At 64.9% G+C, this 18666-nt stretch carries 21 protein-coding genes and 1 tRNA gene; 6 read left to right on the forward strand and 16 right to left on the reverse strand.

The window, feature by feature from the left end; genetic code table 11:
* Positions 1 to 6: 6 nt before the first annotated feature.
* Positions 7 to 729, forward strand: a complete 723-nt coding sequence (locus ACW9UR_RS13675; protein ID WP_458917551.1) for an invasion associated locus B family protein — start codon at positions 7 to 9, stop codon at positions 727 to 729.
* Positions 730 to 757: 28 nt separating this feature from the next.
* Here the strand turns inward: ACW9UR_RS13675 and ACW9UR_RS13680 are convergent, their stop codons facing one another.
* The 4 genes from ACW9UR_RS13680 to ACW9UR_RS13695 form a co-directional block, all read right to left on the reverse strand.
* Positions 758 to 1966 (reverse strand): beta-ketoacyl-[acyl-carrier-protein] synthase family protein, encoded by a 1209-nt coding sequence (locus tag ACW9UR_RS13680; RefSeq protein ID WP_458917552.1) that lies wholly within the window; start codon positions 1964 to 1966, stop codon positions 758 to 760.
* Positions 1963 to 2238 (reverse strand): acyl carrier protein, encoded by a 276-nt coding sequence (locus ACW9UR_RS13685; protein WP_458917553.1) that lies wholly within the window; start codon positions 2236 to 2238, stop codon positions 1963 to 1965. The genes ACW9UR_RS13680 and ACW9UR_RS13685 overlap by 4 nt, the downstream gene beginning before the upstream one ends.
* Positions 2239 to 2266: 28 nt before the next feature.
* Positions 2267 to 3358, reverse strand: coding sequence for a UDP-3-O-(3-hydroxymyristoyl)glucosamine N-acyltransferase (locus ACW9UR_RS13690; protein ID WP_458917554.1), 1092 nt, complete (start codon positions 3356 to 3358; stop codon positions 2267 to 2269).
* A gap of 85 nt (positions 3359 to 3443) precedes the next feature.
* Complete coding sequence (locus ACW9UR_RS13695) at positions 3444 to 5096, reverse strand: L,D-transpeptidase family protein (protein ID WP_458917555.1); 1653 nt, start codon at positions 5094 to 5096, stop codon at positions 3444 to 3446.
* A gap of 428 nt (positions 5097 to 5524) precedes the next feature.
* On the opposite strand from ACW9UR_RS13695, the gene ACW9UR_RS13700 reads away from it, so the two are divergent.
* Both ACW9UR_RS13700 and ACW9UR_RS13705 read left to right on the forward strand, forming a co-directional pair.
* A complete protein-coding gene (locus tag ACW9UR_RS13700; protein ID WP_458917556.1) occupies positions 5525 to 6094 on the forward strand; it encodes a YcbK family protein in 570 nt (189 codons plus the stop codon).
* A gap of 49 nt (positions 6095 to 6143) precedes the next feature.
* Positions 6144 to 6581, forward strand: a complete 438-nt coding sequence (locus ACW9UR_RS13705; protein ID WP_458917557.1) for a GNAT family N-acetyltransferase — start codon at positions 6144 to 6146, stop codon at positions 6579 to 6581.
* A gap of 159 nt (positions 6582 to 6740) precedes the next feature.
* Here ACW9UR_RS13705 and ACW9UR_RS13710 read toward each other — a convergent pair whose 3' ends face one another.
* The 6 genes from ACW9UR_RS13710 to ACW9UR_RS13735 all read right to left on the reverse strand — a co-directional run bounded on the left by ACW9UR_RS13710 (position 6741) and on the right by ACW9UR_RS13735 (position 11927).
* Positions 6741 to 8000 (reverse strand): glutamate-5-semialdehyde dehydrogenase, encoded by a 1260-nt coding sequence (locus ACW9UR_RS13710; RefSeq protein WP_458917558.1) that lies wholly within the window; start codon positions 7998 to 8000, stop codon positions 6741 to 6743.
* 19 nt (positions 8001 to 8019) lie between these two features.
* The gene (proB, locus tag ACW9UR_RS13715; protein WP_458917559.1) at positions 8020 to 9159 is read right to left on the reverse strand and encodes a glutamate 5-kinase; all 1140 of its coding nucleotides are present in this window, start codon (positions 9157 to 9159) and stop codon (positions 8020 to 8022) included.
* On the reverse strand, positions 9147 to 10184 hold the full coding sequence (obgE, locus tag ACW9UR_RS13720) for a GTPase ObgE (RefSeq protein WP_458917560.1): 1038 nt from the start codon (positions 10182 to 10184) through the stop codon (positions 9147 to 9149). Before obgE ends, proB begins: the two co-directional genes overlap by 13 nt.
* A gap of 16 nt (positions 10185 to 10200) precedes the next feature.
* Positions 10201 to 10788 (reverse strand): GNAT family N-acetyltransferase, encoded by a 588-nt coding sequence (locus ACW9UR_RS13725; RefSeq protein ID WP_458917561.1) that lies wholly within the window; start codon positions 10786 to 10788, stop codon positions 10201 to 10203.
* 130 nt (positions 10789 to 10918) lie between these two features.
* Positions 10919 to 11188: a 50S ribosomal protein L27 gene (rpmA, locus tag ACW9UR_RS13730; protein ID WP_458917562.1), complete on the reverse strand. Its 270-nt coding sequence runs from the start codon at positions 11186 to 11188 to the stop codon at positions 10919 to 10921.
* Between the two features lie 28 nt (positions 11189 to 11216).
* Positions 11217 to 11927, reverse strand: coding sequence for a 50S ribosomal protein L21 (locus ACW9UR_RS13735; RefSeq protein ID WP_458917563.1), 711 nt, complete (start codon positions 11925 to 11927; stop codon positions 11217 to 11219).
* 330 nt (positions 11928 to 12257) lie between these two features.
* Here ACW9UR_RS13735 and ACW9UR_RS13740 point away from each other — a divergent pair.
* The 3 genes from ACW9UR_RS13740 (at position 12258) to ACW9UR_RS13750 (ending at position 12990) form a co-directional block, all read left to right on the forward strand.
* Positions 12258 to 12347, forward strand: a tRNA-Ser gene (locus tag ACW9UR_RS13740).
* Positions 12348 to 12427: 80 nt separating this feature from the next.
* Entirely contained in the window at positions 12428 to 12802 is a 375-nt protein-coding gene (locus tag ACW9UR_RS13745) for a hypothetical protein (protein ID WP_458917564.1), read from the forward strand.
* Positions 12799 to 12990, forward strand: coding sequence for a hypothetical protein (locus ACW9UR_RS13750; protein WP_458917565.1), 192 nt, complete (start codon positions 12799 to 12801; stop codon positions 12988 to 12990). The genes ACW9UR_RS13745 and ACW9UR_RS13750 overlap by 4 nt, the downstream gene beginning before the upstream one ends.
* 190 nt (positions 12991 to 13180) lie before the next feature.
* Here the strand turns inward: ACW9UR_RS13750 and ACW9UR_RS13755 are convergent, their stop codons facing one another.
* The 6 genes from ACW9UR_RS13755 to ACW9UR_RS13780 all read right to left on the reverse strand — a co-directional run bounded on the left by ACW9UR_RS13755 (position 13181) and on the right by ACW9UR_RS13780 (position 18553).
* Complete coding sequence (locus ACW9UR_RS13755) at positions 13181 to 14245, reverse strand: phage portal protein (protein WP_458917566.1); 1065 nt, start codon at positions 14243 to 14245, stop codon at positions 13181 to 13183.
* The gene (locus ACW9UR_RS13760; protein WP_458917567.1) at positions 14245 to 14796 is read right to left on the reverse strand and encodes a hypothetical protein; all 552 of its coding nucleotides are present in this window, start codon (positions 14794 to 14796) and stop codon (positions 14245 to 14247) included. The genes ACW9UR_RS13755 and ACW9UR_RS13760 overlap by 1 nt, the downstream gene beginning before the upstream one ends.
* 1 nt (position 14797) lies before the next feature.
* On the reverse strand, positions 14798 to 15412 hold the full coding sequence (locus ACW9UR_RS13765) for an HK97 family phage prohead protease (protein WP_458917568.1): 615 nt from the start codon (positions 15410 to 15412) through the stop codon (positions 14798 to 14800).
* Complete coding sequence (locus ACW9UR_RS13770) at positions 15412 to 16674, reverse strand: phage major capsid protein (protein WP_458917569.1); 1263 nt, start codon at positions 16672 to 16674, stop codon at positions 15412 to 15414. The genes ACW9UR_RS13765 and ACW9UR_RS13770 overlap by 1 nt, the downstream gene beginning before the upstream one ends.
* Positions 16675 to 16742: 68 nt before the next feature.
* Positions 16743 to 17054, reverse strand: a complete 312-nt coding sequence (locus ACW9UR_RS13775) for an HNH endonuclease (RefSeq protein WP_458917570.1) — start codon at positions 17052 to 17054, stop codon at positions 16743 to 16745.
* Positions 17045 to 18553, reverse strand: a complete 1509-nt coding sequence (locus ACW9UR_RS13780; protein WP_458917571.1) for a terminase large subunit domain-containing protein — start codon at positions 18551 to 18553, stop codon at positions 17045 to 17047. The genes ACW9UR_RS13775 and ACW9UR_RS13780 overlap by 10 nt, the downstream gene beginning before the upstream one ends.
* Positions 18554 to 18666: the final 113 nt, after the last annotated feature.

Here is an 18666-nt window from a genome sequence, read left to right on the forward strand (position 1 = left end):
TCTGACATGACTTCACTCAGCACCCGGATCCTAGCAGCGACGCTGTTGGCGGCCTGGGCGACCATGCCCGCGATGGCGCAGGACAGCGCCCCGGCCGCCTCCGAAGCCGAAACTCCGGCCGAGCCCCAGGCCGAAACGACCGCGGAAGACGGCGCGGAGACCGAAGCGCCCGCCGAAGACGCCGCGCCCGCCGAGGGCGAAGCGCCGGCCGAAACGGATGGCGCCGCCGAAGGCACTGCGGCAACCGACGCGCCGGCGGCCGAAGGTGCGGCCGCGCAGTTGCCGGACAACGTGGACATCGAGACGTTCGGCGCATGGGAACTGCGCTGCGAGACCGGCGGCGGCGCCTGTTTCATCTACCAGCTCGCGAACGATTCGAACGGCAATCCTGTCGCCGAGATGACCATGATCCAGCTGCCCGACGGCAACGAAGCCGCCGCCGGTGCCACCGCGATCACCCCGCTCGGCACCATGCTGACTGCAGGATTCGTGCTGCAGGTCGATAGCGGCCAGGCGCGTCAGTATCCGTACACCTGGTGCACCCGCTCGGGCTGCTTCTCCCGCTTCGGTCTGACCGACGCCGAAATCAACGCGATGAAGGCGGGCGCCGTGGCGCGCGCGCAGATCGTGTCTGCCTCGGCCCCGGAGCAGCCGGTGATCCTGGAACTGTCGCTGACCGGCTTCACCGCCGCGTGGAACGCGCTGTCCGAAAAGACCGGCGGCAACTGAGCCGCGCCGCGAAACCGTCGTTCGCCGGTCAGACCCGGCGGACGGCAACCACCGCGTTCAGCCCGCCGAAGGCGAACGCGTTCGACAGCGCCACCGGCACATCGGCCTCGCGCGCTTCGTTCGGCACCACGTCCAGATCACACTCCGGATCCGGCTGCTCGTAGTTGATCGTCGGCGCGACGATACCCTCGCGCACGGCCATGATGCAGGCCAGCATCTCGACCGCACCGGTGCCGCCGATCAGGTGGCCGTGCATCGACTTGGTCGACGAAATCATAAGCTTGTCCGCATCCGCCCCGAAGACGTCGCGCACCGCCGCACACTCGGTCCGGTCGTTGGCGGTCGTGCCGGTGCCGTGCGCATTGATATAGCCAACGTCCGAGGTCGCCAGCCCCGCATCCCGCAGTGCGCCCTTGATCGCCCGGCAGGCGCCCAGCTTGTTGGGCATCACGATGTCCGACGCATCCGAGGTCATGGCGAAGCCCACCACCTCGGCCAGAATGTCGGCACCACGGGCCTTCGCGTGCTCGTATTCCTCGAAGACGAAAACGCCCGCGCCCTCGCCCTGTACCATGCCGTTCCGGTTCGCCGAGAACGGGCGGCAGCCGTCGCGGGACAGGACACGCAGCCCCTCCCACGCCTTGATGCCTCCGAAACAGAGCATGCTTTCCGAGCCGCCGGTCAGCATCGCCTTGGTCACGCCCGCACGGATCAATTGGAACGCCTGCCCCATCGCGTGGTTCGACGACGCACAGGCAGTCGCCACGGTGAAGGACGGCCCCTGCAGGTTATGGGTCATCGAGACATGGCTGGCAGCGGCATTGTTCATCAGACGGGGCACGACGAACGGGTGGACCCGGTTCTTCCCCTCCTCGTAGACGGAGCGGTAGTTTTCGTCCTGGGTCTGCAATCCGCCACCGGCGGTGCCGAGCACGACACCGGCCTGCTCGGCCAGTTCCTCGGTGAACTCGAGACCAGACTGGGCGATCGCCTCTTCGGCGGCAATGAGAGCGAATTGCGTGAATTTGTCGTAGAGCGTGATCTGCTGACGCGAGAAGCGCTCGGCCGGATCATAGCCCTTGATCTGCCCGCCAATCGGGATCGACAGCCGCTCGGTGTCCTGGAATTCCAGCACACCGATGCCGTTGCGGCCCTCGCGCATGCCCTGGAGCGTCTCGCTGGCGCTCATGCCCAGGGACGAGACCGCCCCCTGGCCTGTAATCACGACCCGTTTCACGCGCCCGTGTCGGCCTTCTGCGCGACCAGCTCTTCCACCGCCCGGACCATGGACCGCACGTTGGTGATATCGAAATCGGACTCCGAGGGTTCGTTGGCGTTGAAGGGGACCGAGACGTCGAACGTCTCCTCGATGGCGAACACCGCCTCGACCAGGCCCAGGCTATCGATACCGAGATCTTCCAGTGTCGCCTCAGGCGACACGTCTTCCGGCTCCATCAGTGCCTGCTCCGCAATGATGGCGATGACCTGTTCTTCGACAGACTTGCTCATGCGATCCTCAATATGTTTCCGCCATCCCTTACTCGGTCGGATCGAGCTTTGAAACCCGTTTCTCCAGTTCCTCTATCCGCGTAAGGGCTCGCGGAATGCGGCGAACGGCCTTGAAGTTGGCGATGTTCTGTTTCATGTCGACCGCCGGATACCCCATCATCACCTTGCCCGAGGGGATCGTCGTCCCGACCCCCGAGCCCGCCGCGACGATCACGTCCGAGCCAATGGTAATGTGGTCCGCGACCCCGACCTGGCCCGCCAGAACGACCCGGTCGCCGATCTTCGTGCTGCCGGCGATCCCGACCTGGCCGCACAGCAGGCAGTGCTGCCCGACCTGCACGTTATGCCCGATATCCACCAGATCGTCGATCTTGGTGCCGTTGCCGATCACCGTGTCGATGACCGTGCCGCGGTCGATCGCGGCGTTCGCTCCAACCTCGACGTCATCTCCGATCCGCACCGCGCCGAGCGAGTTGATTCGAGCGAAACCGGGCGTTCGGCTCGCCTCGGAAATCTGGCCGTTCTCGCGCACCGCCTCGAGGTTGTCGCGGGTGGGGCTGACGAAACTGAAACCGTCGCCGCCGATCATCGCGCCGGGCTGAGCGATGAAACGGTCACCGATCACCACGCGCGGGCCGATGTGCACCTGAGGATGGATCAGCGCGTCACGGCCGATCCGCACGTCGGCGCCGATCGAGACATGGTTCATCAGCCGGCTGCCGTCGCCGATCACCGCATCGGGACCGACATAAGTGAAAGCGCCGATGGACACGTCCTTGCCGATCTGCGCCCCCTCCTCGACCACAGCCGAGGGGTGGATGCCGGGAGCTAGCCGCACCGGCTTGTCGAACACCCGGCCCACACCCGCCAGCACATAGCGCGAGCGCGGCGCGAAGATCGCCGCCTTGAGACCTAGCTCGCGCCAGTCGGCGCCCTCCCAGAGGATCGCCGCCTGCGCGGCCCCTTCGGACAGTTCCTTGCCGAACTTCGGCTCCATCGCCAGTGCCAGCTGATCGGCGGCGGCATAGGCGGGCTCGGACACGCCCGAGATCTGGATGTCGAGGTCCCCGTCCGCCTGTGCGCCAAGGGCTTCGGCAATCGCTCTCAGGGTGTGGACCATAGGGAAAACCTGCGTATTTGGGCGGGACAAAAGCAAAGGGCGGCCCGCATCCGCGCGCCGCCCCCGAGAAGTAAACGTTTATGTGTCAGCCTTCAACCGCACCCAGGCTGACACCCGCCGCCTGCAGCGCGTCGAAGACGCGGGCGTCGCGGCCGTAGATGTCGCCGGCATATTCGACGGTGCCGTTCTCGCCCACGAAGGCCGAATGGTAGGTCAGGTAGATCGGCACCGGTTTGTCGAGGTTCACCCGGCGCTCCTTGCCGCCGTTCAACACCGACTGGAAGTATCCTTCCGGATCATCCCGCTGCGGCGCCAGCAGCGCGTGGGCCAGCTCGAACGGCTTCTGCACCCGCACACAGCCGTGGCTGTAGGCGCGGACGTCGCGGTTGAACAGGTTCTTCGACGGCGTGTCGTGCAGGTAAATGTTGAACTGGTTCGGGAACATGAACTTCACCTTGCCAAGCGCGTTGCTGGCGCCCGGTGACTGCTTGATGACGAAAGGGAAGTTCGACTGGTTGAACTGCCGGAAATCCACGAGCATCGGATTGATGCGCGTGCCGGAGCGGGTCATGATCTGCATCGAGCCCCCAAGCGCGCCGGGGTTGCGACGCAGCTTCGGAAGCATCTCTTCGGTCGCGATAGAACGCGGCACGTGCCAGGTCGGGTTGATGACCATATGGGTCATCGAGTCGTTGAATTCCTGCGTGCGGTGGCCGTTCTTGCCGATCACCACACGGGTCTCAAGCGTGACATCGCCATGGTCCATCAGCTTCGCCGTGAACGCCGCCTGATTTACCAGGATGTGCCGCGAGCCACGCTCGAAGTTCAGCCAGCGCTGACGCTCGAGGTTGACGAGGACCTGCTTCAGCTTGTCCTCGGGCTTAACGTTCAGGGCCGCCAATGTGGCCGGGCCGACGACGGCGTCATCGTTCAGCTTGCTGCTGCGCTGGAATTCCTTCACGGCCTCGGCGAGAGCCGTATCGAAATAGGTGTCCGTACCGAGGTCCCTACCCAGCATCGACGAAAGCCGCGCCCGCAGCGCCGCGACGCGCGCGCCGCTGTCGCCCTGGCGCAGGGTCGGCCCGTCGGGCACGGTCGCACCATGGATGTCCTCGGACGCCAGCTTCTCAAGCCGCACCTTCTCGGCCATCAGCACCGCATAGTCGGGATGCGAGGGGACGAGCGCGGCCAGGTAGGCACCTGCATCCGGCGCCTCGGCAAGCCCTTCCAGCAGCGCGAACGGATCCGGACGTTTCGGCGAGATCACGATATCCTCGTCGACGCGACGCGGCTCGAGCACGCCGGAATTCACGTCGCGGGCATAGGTCAGAAAGGCGCGGGTCAGGGCGATCTCGGCCTCGGGGGTGCCGAGTTCGGCGTCGAGGCCGGCCATCTCGTAGCGCTCGACGGGCAAGCCATGGTCGCCCGCCCCCTCAAGCGCCATCAGCAGAGCACCGGCGCGCGCCTCCGACCAGATTGGCTCGAACCCATGTACCTCGTAGACGCCCAGCACCGCCTCGACCTGCGGACCGGCGGCACGCAGAGCGTCGCGCAACGCGGCCTGGTCGGCGTCAAGGACCGCCGCAGCTTCGGTATGGACCGACAGCGCCGTCTCTGCCTCCGGCTGGATAACGTCAGTCTGCGTGCCGTCAGCCTGCTGCGCAGCAGTCGGCAGCCCGAATCCCAGGGCAGCAGCCAGGCTGATGGCGGTAAGAAAGCTCGTCGACCGGTATGTCATTCATGCCCCATTTAAGACGTTTCTGAACGGACCTCGGCCCGTGCGGTTTGAGGGTAACAATTACGGGCGGAACACCGTTCCAGAAAGTAACATGCCGCTGAAGATGGGCGAAAATCGAGCAGGCGTGTGACTTTTGCCATGGTGCCTCCCTGTTGCCCCGCGGGCACGGTCCACGAAAACCGGAATCCGATTCGGCGGAAAGTTGCCCATGCCCCCGCATGATCGGGAACAGTGGCTTGGATAACGCGCGAGCGGCTGGCATGTTCCGCTCACGCGAACGCGAGGACGTTCGAACCTGGAAGAAAAAAGTTCGGGCCAATCGCTGGAAAATGAAGTATACATGCCGTGAGGCGAACCTTCATCGGTCATTAGCCAGAAAACTGGCAGGACCGAAAAGAGATAGAACCGATAACGGACGAAGCAGGCAAATGAAAAACCAGAAAACGAATCTGAGTCGGCGGAACGTGCTTGCGGGCATCTTCGCCGGAACCGCCGTTTGTGCCGCTCCTGTCTATGGCAACGCCGCGGGCTTCTTGCGTGGCGCAGGCGATGTACGTCGAATCCGGCTGCGGAGCACCCGCACCGGCGAGGCGGTCGACACCATCTACTGGATCGAGGGCCAGTATATCCCCGAAGCGGTCTCCGAAATCAGCTGGTTCATGCGCGACTGGCGCCAGAACGAGGTGATCCAGTACGACCGGCGCAACATCGACATCATGGCCGCGACCCTGCGGCTGATGGATACGGACGAGGCGTATCACGTCGTGTCCGGCTACCGCAGCCCGGCGACCAACGGGATGCTCCGCAGCCGCAGCCGCGGGGTGGCGCAGAACTCCTACCACATGAAGGGAATGGCGGCGGATCTGAAACTGTCGTCGCGCTCGATCCACCAGATGGCAAAAGCCGCCGAGGCCTGCAACGCGGGCGGCGTCGGCAAGTACGGCCGGTCGAACTTCGTGCACATGGATTGCGGCCCGGTTCGCACCTGGCGCGGCTGATCGGACCGATGCATCAGAAAACGCCCTGCCCTGCGCGGGGCGTTTCTTCATGAAGACCGCCGATCCGGGCCTGCTGCGGATCACGCGCATCGACCGGCGCAACATGGCGCTGCTGGAGCATCTGGCCGAAGAGGTCTTCGACGCTCCGATCTCTCCCGAACATCTGGACGCGTATATCGACGACCCGGCGCAACACCTGCTTGTCGCGGTGCTGAGGGGCACCGTGGTCGGGCAGCTCAAGGCCGTGGTGCATCGGCATCCCGAAAAGGGGCCGAACCTGTTCATCGAGGAACTGGGCGTCTCGTCCGAGACCCGGCGGCAGGGGATCGGCACCGCCCTGGCCGAGCGGGCAGCTCAGCTGGCGCGGCAGGAGGGCTGCGCCGAGATCTGGCTGGCGACCGAGCCCGAGAATGTCGAGGGGAACGCGCTCTACAAGGCGCTGGGGATGCGGGCGCAGCATGTGGTGATGTACAGCCGGGACCTGTAGACGCGCCGCGTTTGCAGCGTGAAAATAGGGGGTTTCATCGTGAAAACCCCTTTAAGCCCCTGATATTACTTGGAAACGGAATCCTAAAACTTCGTAAACGCCCCATTCGGGGGCGCAGCGCCAGCCCGGAGGGCGAGCGCCGCGCGGACCTTTCGCCGCTTACGGGCGCACCGTGCCGTCGCCTTCGACCAGATACTTGAAGCTGGTCAGCTGCTCGGCGCCGACCGGGCCTCGGGCGTGAATCTTGCCGGTGGCGATACCGATCTCGGCGCCCATGCCGAACTCGCCCCCGTCGGCGAACTGGGTCGAGGCGTTGCGCATCAGGATCGCACTGTCGAGACCGGCGAAGAAGCGCTCGGCGGTCGCGTCGTTCTCGGTCAGGATGCAATCGGTGTGGCCCGAGCCGTAGGTGCGGATGTGCTCCATCGCCTGCTCGACGCCATCGACGTTCCGCGCTGCTATGATGCTGTCGAGGTACTCGCGGCCCCAGTCGTCCTGCGCCGCCGGAACGGTGCCCGCGACCTGAAGCCCCTCGCCTGCCCGCACTTCGACACCTGCGTCCAGCAGCATCTTCAGCACGGCCTCGGTCTGCGGATAGTCGCGGTGGAACAGCAGGCATTCGGCAGCGCCGCAGATCCCGGTGCGGCGGGTTTTGGCGTTCAGCACCACGCGGGCGACCTTTTCGGGGTCGGCGTCCACATCGACATAGATGTGCACGATGCCCTCGAGATGCGCGAAGACCGGCACGCGCGCGTCGGCCTGCACGCGCCCGACAAGACCCTTGCCGCCGCGCGGCACGACCACGTCGATATAGTCGGTCATCGTCAGCATCTCGCCCACAGCGGCGCGGTCGCGGGTCGGGACAAGCTGGATCGAGGCCTCGGGCAGACCGGCGGCGCGCAGGCCCTCGACCAGGCATTCATGGATCGCCGTGGAGCTGTTCAGGCTTTCCGAGCCGCCGCGCAGGATCGCGGCGTTCCCGGCCTTCAGGCACAGCCCGCCCGCATCCGCCGTCACGTTGGGGCGGCTTTCGTAGATCACGCCGATCACGCCGAGCGGCGTCGCCACGCGGCGGATGTGCAGGCCCGAGGGTCGATCCCATTCCGCCAGCACCCGGCCCACCGGGTCGGGCTGGGCCGCGACGGTGCGCAGGCCGTCGGCAATCGCCTTCACCCGATCCGGGGTCAGCGTCAGCCGGTCCATCATCGCATCCGACAGGCCCTTGGCGCGACCGAACTCGAGATCCTTCGCGTTCGCCGCGATGATCCGGTCGGTGCTGGCCAGCACCGCGTCGGCGGCGGCGGTCAGCGCCTTTTTCTTCACCTCTGGCGGCGTCGAGGCCAGCACCTGCGCGGCAGCGCGGGCGTTCTGGCCCAGCTGTTGCATCATGGCGTGGATGTCGATCTCGGCTCCGTCCATCGGAATGTCCTCGGTTGGTTCAGATTGCCATGTCATCGCGGTGGATCAGGGCCACCCGGCCCGGATAGCCCAGTTTTTCCGCGATCTGCCCGGACTGCAAGCCGCGGATGGCCTGCGCGTCCGTTGCGTCGTAGCCGGCGAGACCGAGGCAGAGCACCTCGCCCTCGGGACCGGCGATTTCTACCGGATCGCCGCGCCCGAACCGGCCCGTGACCTCGGTCACGCCGATCGGCAGCAGCGACTTGCCCGCGTGCAGCGCGCGCACCGCGCCCGCATCGATGGTGATCCGCCCGCGCGGTTTCATCGCCGAAATCCAGCGCTTGCGCGCGGCCGTCGGGTCGGTCGCACCGTGGAACCATGTCGCGCGCGCGCCATTCGCCAGCGCGGACAGCGGGCGGTCGAGATTGCCCAGCGTGATCGCCATGGCGCAGCCCGCGCGCATGGCGATGTCGGCGGCCATCAGCTTGGTCTTCATCCCGCCCTTGGCCCCGGCGGTCCCGGTGCCGCCCGCCATCGCGCGGATCTTGGGCGTCAGATGCTCGACCAGCGGCAGGTGCTGGGCGCTGGCATCCTCGCGCGGGTTGGCGGTGTAGAGCCCGTCGACGTCCGACAGCAGCACCAGCACATCGGCCCCGGCCAGCGAGGCGATCTGCGCGGCCAGCCGGTCATTGTCGCCATAGCGGATCTCGTCGGTCGCAACGGTGTCGTTTTCATTGACGATGGGCACTGTGCCGAGGTCCAGGAGCGTGCGCAGCGTCGCGCGGGTGTTGAGGTAGCGGCGGCGCTGCTCGCTGTCCTCGAGCGTCACCAGCACCTGCGCGGCGGTGATGCCGTGAGTGGCGAGCACCTCGGAATAGGATTGCGCCAGCTTGATTTGGCCCACGGACGCGGCGGCCTGCGCCTCGTCCAGACGGTCGGACGTGGGGTCCAGCCGCAGGATGCGCCGCCCCAGCGCGATCGAGCCGGAGCTGACCAGCACCACCTCGGCCCCCTGCCCCTTCAGCATGGCGACATCGGCAGCCAGCCCCTCCAGCCAGTCACGCCGCAGCGCGCCGGAGGCCTGGTCGACCAGCAGCGCGGACCCGATCTTGACCACGACCCGGCGCGCCTGCCCCAGCATGCGCGAGGGGTCCGGCGCGGTCGCGGTCAGGGTGTCCATGTCTGGTCCTCGGGCTCTTCCTCGGGTTCAGGCGCGCGGTTGGCGTCGACAAGGGGCCGCAGCGCGCGCAACACTTCGGTCACGCCGTCGCGGCTGACGCCGGACATGGTGAGCACCTTCGTTCCGGCGGCCTCTTCCAGTTCGGCCTTGCGCTCGGCCAGGGTCTCGGGCTCCAGCGCGTCAGTCTTGTTCAGCACGGTGATCCGGGGCTTGTCGGCGAGGTGGCCGCCGTAGGCTTCCAGTTCATTGATGACCGTGCGGTAGTCGTCGGCCACGGTCTCGGACGTGCCGTCGACGAGATGCAGCAGCGCGGCGCAGCGCTCGACATGGCCGAGGAAGCGATCGCCGATACCCTTGCCCTCGTGCGCGCCCTCGATCAGGCCGGGGATGTCGGCAACGACGAATTCGGTGTTGTCGACGCCCACGACGCCGAGGTTCGGGTGCAGCGTGGTGAACGGATAGTCGGCGATCTTGGGACGCGCGTTCGAGGTCGCGGCGAGGAAGGTCGACTTGCCCGCGTTGGGCAGGCCCAGAAGGCCGACGTCGGCGATCAGTTTCAGACGCAGCCAGATCGTGCGTTCGACGCCCTCCTGCCCCGGGTTGGCGCGGCGGGGGGCCTGGTTGGTCGCGGTCTTGAAGTGCAGGTTGCCGAAGCCGCCATTGCCGCCGCGGGCGATGCAGACACGCTGCCCCTCGGTGTCGAGGTCGGCGATCAGCGTCTCCTGGTCCTCGTCGAGGATCTCGGTGCCGACGGGCACTTTCAGCACGATATCGTCGCCGCCCTTGCCGGTACGCTGCTGGCCTGCGCCGCCCTTGCCGTTCTTGGCGAAGAAGTGCTGCTGGTAGCGGTAGTCGATGAGCGTGTTGAGCCCCTGCACCGCCTCGGCCCAGACGTCGCCGCCCTTGCCGCCATCACCGCCGTCGGGGCCGCCGTACTCAATATACTTCTCGCGCCGGAAGCTGACCGAGCCGTTGCCGCCCGCACCCGAGCGGACGTAGACCTTTGCGAGATCCAGGAATTTCATGTCCGCTCCTTAGAGTTCAGGCGCCCTGCGCCCAGGTTTCATGCGCCAGCGAGTAGCGCCAAGTGTCGACCTCTGACTGGCGGGCGGTGCAATAGCGCCGTCCTTCGCCCACGTAGGCGAAGCCGGTCTTGGTCAGAACCTTGGCCGAGGCGGCGTTGTCCTGGAAGACCTCGGCAGAGAGGGGCACGCGGCCCTGGCCGATGGCATAGCCGCAGACGGTCTGCACCGCCTCGGTCGCGAAGCCGGTGGACCAGAAGGGTACGCCGACCCAGTAGCCGATGCGGCCGTCGTCCTTGAGCGCCACCACGCCGATCAGCCCGTCCGCGACCGAGCCGTTGTGCTCGATCGCCCAGACGGTCTCCCCGCGCTCGCCCGAAAGCACGCGCTCGATGAATGCCTCGGTGCGGCCGGGGGGCAGCGGGTGGGGAATGTTCATGGTCATCCGCGCCAGACGCTCGTCGCTCGTGTAGAGCGCGATCAGCCCGGCATCGGCGCGGCGCAGGGGGCGCAGCACCAGCCGCTCGGTGGTCAGAACCGGCTGGGCACCCGCGTCACCGCGGTCATCGGAATGGCCCGTCCAGGGGGCCCGTTTGAAATCAGTCATGGCGCATGGGCTCCACGAGCTTGCTATACCGCGTCTTCCTGTCTCAGCAGGACGCCGGGCCCATCCCAGAGTCAAGAAAGGCCCGGCCGATGGTTCGACCGGGCCTTCGCATTCGCGTCAGGGGATCGGTCTACTCGGCCGCTTCGGCGGCTGGCAGCACCGAAATGAAGGTGCGGCCCTTGAGGCCCTTGTGGAAGGTCACGCGGCCTTCGGACGTCGCGAAAATCGTGTGGTCACGGCCCATGCCGACGTTCTGCCCCGGGTACCACTTGGTGCCGCGCTGGCGCACGATGATGTTGCCGGGAATGACTTCCTGGCCACCGTATTTCTTGACGCCAAGGCGACGGCCGGCGCTGTCGCGACCGTTGCGGGACGAACCGCCTGCTTTTTTGTGTGCCATCTGTCGGTCTCCTTAACTCGTCGTCGCGTCACTCGGTCTCGGCGGCGAACTGTTTCGCCTGGCCGATCCAGTCATCACGGTCGATGCGGCCCTTGAACGACAGCAGGTCGTCCATGTGAGCGACTTCCTCGGGGGTCCATTCGGCGATCTGCCAGAAGTGGAACACGCCGTTGTCGTTCAGCAGCTTCTCGAGCTTCGGACCCACGCCGCCGATCTTCTTCAGATCGTCGGCCTTGCCCTTGGCTTCGGTCAGCAGGTTCGCAGGCTTGCTGCCCGCGGCCGGCGCATCGGCCTTCGGTGCTTCAGCTTTGGGGGCTTCAGCTTCGGGAGCAGCCTTCTTCGCGGCGGGCTTCGCAGCCTTGGCCGGAGCCTCGCTCACCGCGGCGGCGGCAGCGTCAGCGGCGCGCACACCGGTCTTGTCGCCACCCGAAGCCAGGATGTCGGTGACGCGGATCAGCGTCAGCGACTGGCGGTGGCCCTTCCGGCGCTGCGACGAGTGCTTGCGGCGACGCTTCTTGTAGGAAATCGTCTTCGGGCCGCGGAACTGGTCCACGACCTCGGCCTGCACGGCCGCGCCAGTGATGAACGGCGCACCGACGGTGACCTTGTCGCCGCCCAGCATCAGAATATCGTTAAACTGCACCGTCTCGCCGGGCTGAGCGTTCAGCTTCTCGATCGAGAACAGGTCGTCCTTGGCAACCTTGTACTGCTTGCCACCAGTCTTGAGTACCGCAAACATTGCGTCGTCTTCCTTCGTCTCCCGCGACCTGCGGCCACCTTGCGGTGTTTGTGCGCCCTTTGTGGGCCGCGCCTCGGTCTGCGTGCACGGGCCGAACCCGCACAAAAGTTGGCCCCGGCACGAATGGCCGGGGAATGGGAAGCCGCCTTATGAGCGCGGAACCTTGCGAAGTCAACCATAAATCATGGGCAATCGGGCGCTTCGCCCCCCTCGCCCCAAGACCGTTTCGACCGTCAGCCGCACCGCTGAGGAATATCAGCCGAATTTTCCCCTTGCACCCACCCGTCGGCATAAATAAACACCCGCCCACAGACCAGCCAGCCTGTATGCGGAGAGGTGCCGGAGTGGTCGAACGGGGCGGTCTCGAAAACCGTTGTGGGGGCGACCCCACCCAGGGTTCGAATCCCTGTCTCTCCGCCACTTATCCTTTAAAATCAGTATCTTACCGGGATTTTCGCTAGCGCGCCACCATCTGTCCCCACAGTTGGAGAACGCTTGAAATGGCCGCTAATTTTTCGACCCTCGCAGAAGACGCCTCGCAATTGGTTTGCCTCGCCCAGGCCGCCTATGAGGCAAGCACGGAAGTCGCCACCGAAGGCGGAACGCGCGAGCAACGTGATTCCATAGTCGGGATTTCTGCCGCGCTGGTGAAGCTGCTAGGCCAGCACGAAGCCGCCCTTGATGAAGCGGAAAAGAGCAGTCGCCAAGTTGGCGACTCCACCGACAGCCCCGCCCACCACGACGCGGTGACGATTCATTCGCTGTGCGAGACGGCCCTACAGGCGGATAACGACGGCCACGACATAACCGCCTTGCTCATGGTGCTGAAAGAGAAGACCGGCGCGCTAGCGGATGCTCTGGAGGGCAAGCAATGAACGCCGCCGACCGTATCGCCTGCGCCTTCGCCCATATCCCCGCCGAGGATCAGCCCTTTGCCGAGAACCTGTTTATGCAGGTGGTCGCGAAGATAAAGGCGGGTCAGCCGCAGATGGAGATTGAAGACTACATAAGCCGCGAGATTGAGCGCCACCGCTCAGAACGGCCCTGCGCCGCCCGCGATTGAGGTTTACCGTCTAGGCGGGAAATAAAAGGGGCCGGTAGCATCCCGCCACCGGCCCTAGTCATATCCAAGAGGAAGAACACACCTAACCCGGTTCCCGTGGGTCACTGTGTTTCGCCGGGGTTTACCCACTCACCGGCTAACGGGGTTGCATTGGCTTGGCGAACATAAGTTCAGCCGGGCGCAACCTGCCCTATTCCTTCCAGTCAACCAGCCCGAACGCCTGTTGAAGCTGCGCCGGTTCTAGGCCCGCTTCCTTCGCTTGGCTCATGGCTTGAACAATCGCCGTAAGTGCCCGAGAGCGCGCCCCCTGATCGTACGCCTGTGTCGGGCGCATCACGTCAACCGAAACCGGTGTTCCTAGCTTCGCGGTCGCTTCCTCTGCCAGTAGCGCCGCCATCGGCTGCAATTGCCATTGCGCCAAGTGCCGTTGCGCTTCCCTGACAAGGGGTCCGGTCGTGCTGGCATTCAGCAGCGCAGGCAGGACGCCGAAGGCCGCAGCAATCGCATTCCGCGAAGCCTCTAGGGTTTCGGTCGTCATCGCCTTTTGCAGATCCGGCGTGACGTGCGACGGTCGCCAATCCTGTGCAGGGGCAGGCCCGCCCGCCGCTTGAACCTGGACGCTCTCACGCAGCATCACACGGCCCCTGCGGCCCCGGAACCCGCGCCCGATTTCTTCCAGGTCGGTTTCCGGCGTTTCAGGGAACGGCAGGACCATAGACCCAATGGGGGCATTCTCGAAGACCTCGCCCAGAGCCGTTTCCACAGCATTCAAGGTGCCCGCCGTGAGGCTTGCCCGCCGCAGCGGGGCTTGCCCGTACCAGGGCGCGGCTACATCGGCCCCAATGCGAACGTGTAGCACCTCGGCAGCTAGCGCGGTTCTGGACCGGCCCCCGCCCACCTCGGGAATGGATAGCCGGTAAGCGCGGGGCTTGCCGTCACGGGTGGACAGATCCCAATCGCTCACCGGAATGAGCCGATCCCCGATCAGAAACACCGCCTCGCCACGAAGCGCCAGAGAGCGCCCCACAAGCGCCAGGGACGCCCGGTCAAGCAGATCGGTGCCCTCTACATCGGCCATAGCTAGACCGGCCTCGTAGAGGCTTACACAAGTTTGGGCGGTCGCGGTCAGTTCTGCGATACCGGAACGGCCCGCTATGTACGCCTCACGCGCGCCCATGATTTGCGCGGTGTAGCCGGTGCCGCTGGAACGGGTTTCCACCTCGTCAGCCTTTCGGCCAAACAGCCATCCGAACATTACGAAGCCCTCCGATAGCATCTGAGAAGATCAGCAGCCCCGGACCAATGCAGCGCCTTCGCCATGAATGCCGCATCCCGCGTGAAACTGGTGCTAACCGCCCCGACGCTAACGCTTTCCGACCGTGCGCCCGGAGTATCGCCAGACCGGCCCGCTACATATTCAGCGTATCGAATGAATGCTTCCTCGACGCTCGCAGGAACTTCCAAGGGGCTGCTACCCTCGCCAGCGGTGCCGGTGAACTTGTACGGGCCGAAGGTCTTGAGCTGGTAGCCGCCGCGCGGCGTAGCCTCCAGCGTTACAGCCTCATAGGCTTCGCCATTCCAGCACTCGATTGCCGAGAACGTGACCGGGCTAAGACGGGGCACAAACTCGCCCGGACCCTCGACAATGTAGGTAACGCTACGCGTGCCCCACCTATACGCAATCCAGCTTTCCAGCCGTTGCCAGATCATCGCCGCATCAAGCGCCTGCGCAGCCGCAGACAGACCGCCAGGGGCAGCAGGATAGGCCGCAGGGGTGCCCTCACTCTCAACCACGATAACCGCCATGTCAGACCCTCCAGCGCCGCAGGTGCGCAAATCCGTTACCCTCGAAGGCCGCGAACGCAGAGCGCGCCTCCACTTCGGTTTCCTCGTATGCCGGGCGGGTCACTAGGCTCAGTTCAAAAAGCACCGCGTGACGAATGACGCGGATAAGCGCGTTGCCTTCTTCCGGGTCTTCTTCCTCGGTTTCCTCGGCATCGGGTGCGACCTCCGGCGGGGCAACCCGAAAGCCAGGACTAAGCCCGAGCATCAGATTGGACGTGTAGGCCGCCCAGAAGTTGGTCCAGAATGTCGTTTGCTGGATCTCCGGGGTAATCTCGGCATCGAAGAACAGCGCCTCGTCCGTATCGCGCAGCGTCAGGGTGCCCGCGCGTCTGGACGCTAGCGGCTGGTCATAGGAATGCCCGACGAGAAGGTGAATTTCCCGCTTCGGATCGTTCACCGCGAACTCAAAAGCACGCGGTGCGAATTCCTCTTTCTGTGGTCGCCTGCCATTGCCGCCGGAATGCATGACGGCCCGCTTGCCATAAGGGAACTTGCCCTTGATGGTGCGCGAGCCGTTGCCAGCGGCGCGGACCTCCAAGCTACTGCTCAGAAGCCCGCCATGTTGAAGCCGGTCCATCACTCAATATCGGTCAGGACTTCAAGCTGTGCGGCACGCGAGATGGTGACGTCCATCGTCGCATTGGCGGTCAGCCGCAGCCCGCCTGACTGAGCGTCCGAATACGGATCGCGGATCAGGTCGATAGCGCCCCAGGTGCCCACGAAGATCGGGGGCACGCCGTTGACGGTCGCCGTCAGCAGGGCATTCGTAACGGCAGGCGAGCCGGTAGCCGCAGCCAGGGCGTTAGGCGACACCGCGATGTTGCCCGCCGGAATGTGCTTAACCAGCCGGTCCCATTCGGTCAGGCCCGAGCCGGAGTCAAACAGCGCATCGTCCATGTCATCCCAGACAACCGGGCGGATAAGCAGTTTCACGGCGCTAGGCGAGTTGATCGCGTTTGCGTCCATGAACCGACGAACAGCGGCGCGGAATACGGCCCAGGTCGGGGCAGCGTTCACAGCCGTTTCGGTAATCCCCCAAGCCGACGCCCCGGTGAAGATACCGGTAGGCTCACCGCTGGAGCCGGAACCTTGGAACACGGCAGCGTCCATTGCCTCGGCAATACAGCCGTTCATGTCGCGGCGCACAGCCTGTTCCAGCGCCGAACCCGACTGTTTCAGGGTCTTGCGCGTGATCTTCATTTGCACGCCCAGGGTATGGTCCGGGGCAAGCGGTCGGTCGGTCGTGGTGTAGGCGGTCGGTCCCGCAACGTTGCCGGTTTCGGTCGCCTGCCATCCCGCCGTAACGCTCGAAGTCGTTACCGGATACTCAACCTCACCTGAGCCAATATTGAGCATCTGAGCGCCCATGCGAGCCGCAGCCGATTGCGCAAAGATCCGGTCAATGATCGGGCGGGTTTGGATAGGGTCAGGGGTGCCGCTGGCAACGGTTTCGCCCGCGCGAACCTCGAGACTTTCATAGGGTACTGGTAGGCCCCTATAGCCGCCAGCACTGCGCAGTTCCGAAACAACCTCGGCAGTCGCGCCGGTAAGCTGTGCGCCCTCGTCCAGGGCAAGCGCGACTTGGCGCATTTCAAATTGGCCGATCAGGTCGCGCCATTCGCTGCCCGAACGGGTTTCAAGTTCCTCGCCAGCTTCCCGGCGTTCGTGGTCTTCGGCAATGAGCGCCGCGCGGTAGCGGGTTTCATTGGTCCGGAATTCCTTGTCCAGAGTCTCGATGCTCCGGGTTTCGTCTTCGGACGGGGCATCTTTGCCCACAAGCGCGGCCAGTTCCTGGCGGATCTCAGATTGCCGACGCTGAATTTTCACTGAATCAAGCACTGCTCTTTTCCTCTAGAGTCACCCTTTTCGGGCGTTCAATCGCGATGTGTTATAATATAACATGTTCGCTACTTGTTCTCAAGTTCACCCACGAACGCGGCCCATGCCTTTTGCTCCGGCGTGTGACTCGAAAGCCCTAATTCTTCCCGCGTCTTAGCCGAATGGCAGGGCTTGCAGAGCGTTTGTAAGTTGGTCGGCTCGTAAGACAGTTCCGGGGCATCCCGCACCGGCTTGATATGATCGACCTCCAGCCGACCACGGGCCGAACACTTCACGCATTGGAAGCCATCACGCCGAAGGATCTGCCAGCGCAGCCCCTTCCACCGCTTGGACCCGCAGACCTTGGCGCTATGCCGGAAATAATCGCGTACTAGACCCATACCGGCCTCCGCGCTGGCTTAACCGGTCGCGCCGTGCGCCGAACGCCCTCGGCAACCGCGATAACCGCAGCCTGCACAGCGTCGATACGGCCCAGGGAACGCGCCTTTGCCAGTTTCAGGTTATTGGCAGGGTCGGTAAGGCAAATCGCGTCGGAGATAGCCGAACGCATCAGCAGCGACGGGGCATGCCTAACCTTGCCCTCAAAGCAGGCCCGCCGGAACCGCTCTACATCTTCCCCGCCATCGCGCCAGCCGGTCCCGCGCCACACGACAGGGCAGCGAATGCCCGCCCGCTCGATACCTTCCCCGACTTCGGCCTGTTTGTACCGGTCGGCTATCAGGCAAACGATATCCTCGCCCTCGACTTGCCGCAGGACTTCCACCAGCCAGGGCGCGACCGGCACCGTAAGGTTGCCAATCGTGCTCAGTTCCCCGCGCTGGTGCATCTGCACATAGCGGTCTTTCACCGCGTCATTCTGGCCCCGCTGCAACAGCGGCGGATTGCTCGGGAACGTGCCGAGCGTTTCCAGCCTGCCGACTTCCGGCCAGTAGAACGCCGCACCGCTCATGGAAGACGAGCCGCCCATGTCGATACCGATAACCAAAGGCCCCGCCCGGTCGGGTAGATCCTCGGTTTCGCAGGCCCGCCATTCGTCAATCTCTAGCAGCCGGTTTTGCGTTTCCGGGGCAATCCTCTCGTTCCTGTTGAATAGCCGGTAGCTGCTCAGAGCGTGCCCGCCGCGCGCAATGGCCTGCCGTGCCGCCGATTCCAGCCGCTCCAGGGTGGCCCCAATGCCGTAGTTACAGCCGGGGTTGGCTTCCAGCAGGCTTTCCCGGTCGTCAGCCGGTAGACCGGGCGCAGGTCGATGCTCTTGCACGTAGGTTCCCGGCGGGGGCTGGTCGATCCACTGGGAAAACGAATGTGTGTCATCGGGGGCACTGGTCGAGACGATCAACGCCCGCCCGCCGCGCTTCACCAGACCCGACAAAATCGCGCCTTCAAGTTCATCGCCCTTGGACGGTTCCCAATGCCCGCGCTCATCAAGTAGCGCCAGCGTCGGAGACGTGCCGAGAACCGACTTACCATCCGCCGGAATGGCGCGGAGCATGTGCCCGCCCTCTAGCTCTATTTCTAGTCGGGGGTTCTCACGGAAGGTCAGCCGCGCCCGTACCTCGTCCGGTAGGGACTTGCTCAGATCCGCGACGTAGTTCCAGGCAACCCGCGCCTGTTCCCGGTTACGCGCCGCTAGCAGGACTTCCCGCCGTGGCTGGTCATCCCACACGCCGAGAAGCGCACCCAGAGCAAGGCCCGCCGACAGGGCAGACTTGCCGTTGCCGCGCCCGACCGACAAAACCGCGACTTCCACGCCATCATCAAGCGCGCCCCGGACAAATTGTTTCTGAAATGGGGCCAATTTGAGCGGTTTCCCGGCATTTTTGCCGGTTGGCACGCTCAGGCTTTGCAGAAACCGTATCGCTAATGTACTGCTTTTAGCCATGTTTTGTTCACCTATGTTCACCCACAATATCTAGTTTTGCCGGTATCCTGTGAGTGCGAAGGAAAGACCCCCGCTCCGCGTAGCGGCCCCTCTCCCCAACGCCCACGACTGCT

Source organism: Halovulum sp. GXIMD14794, assembly GCF_054457455.1.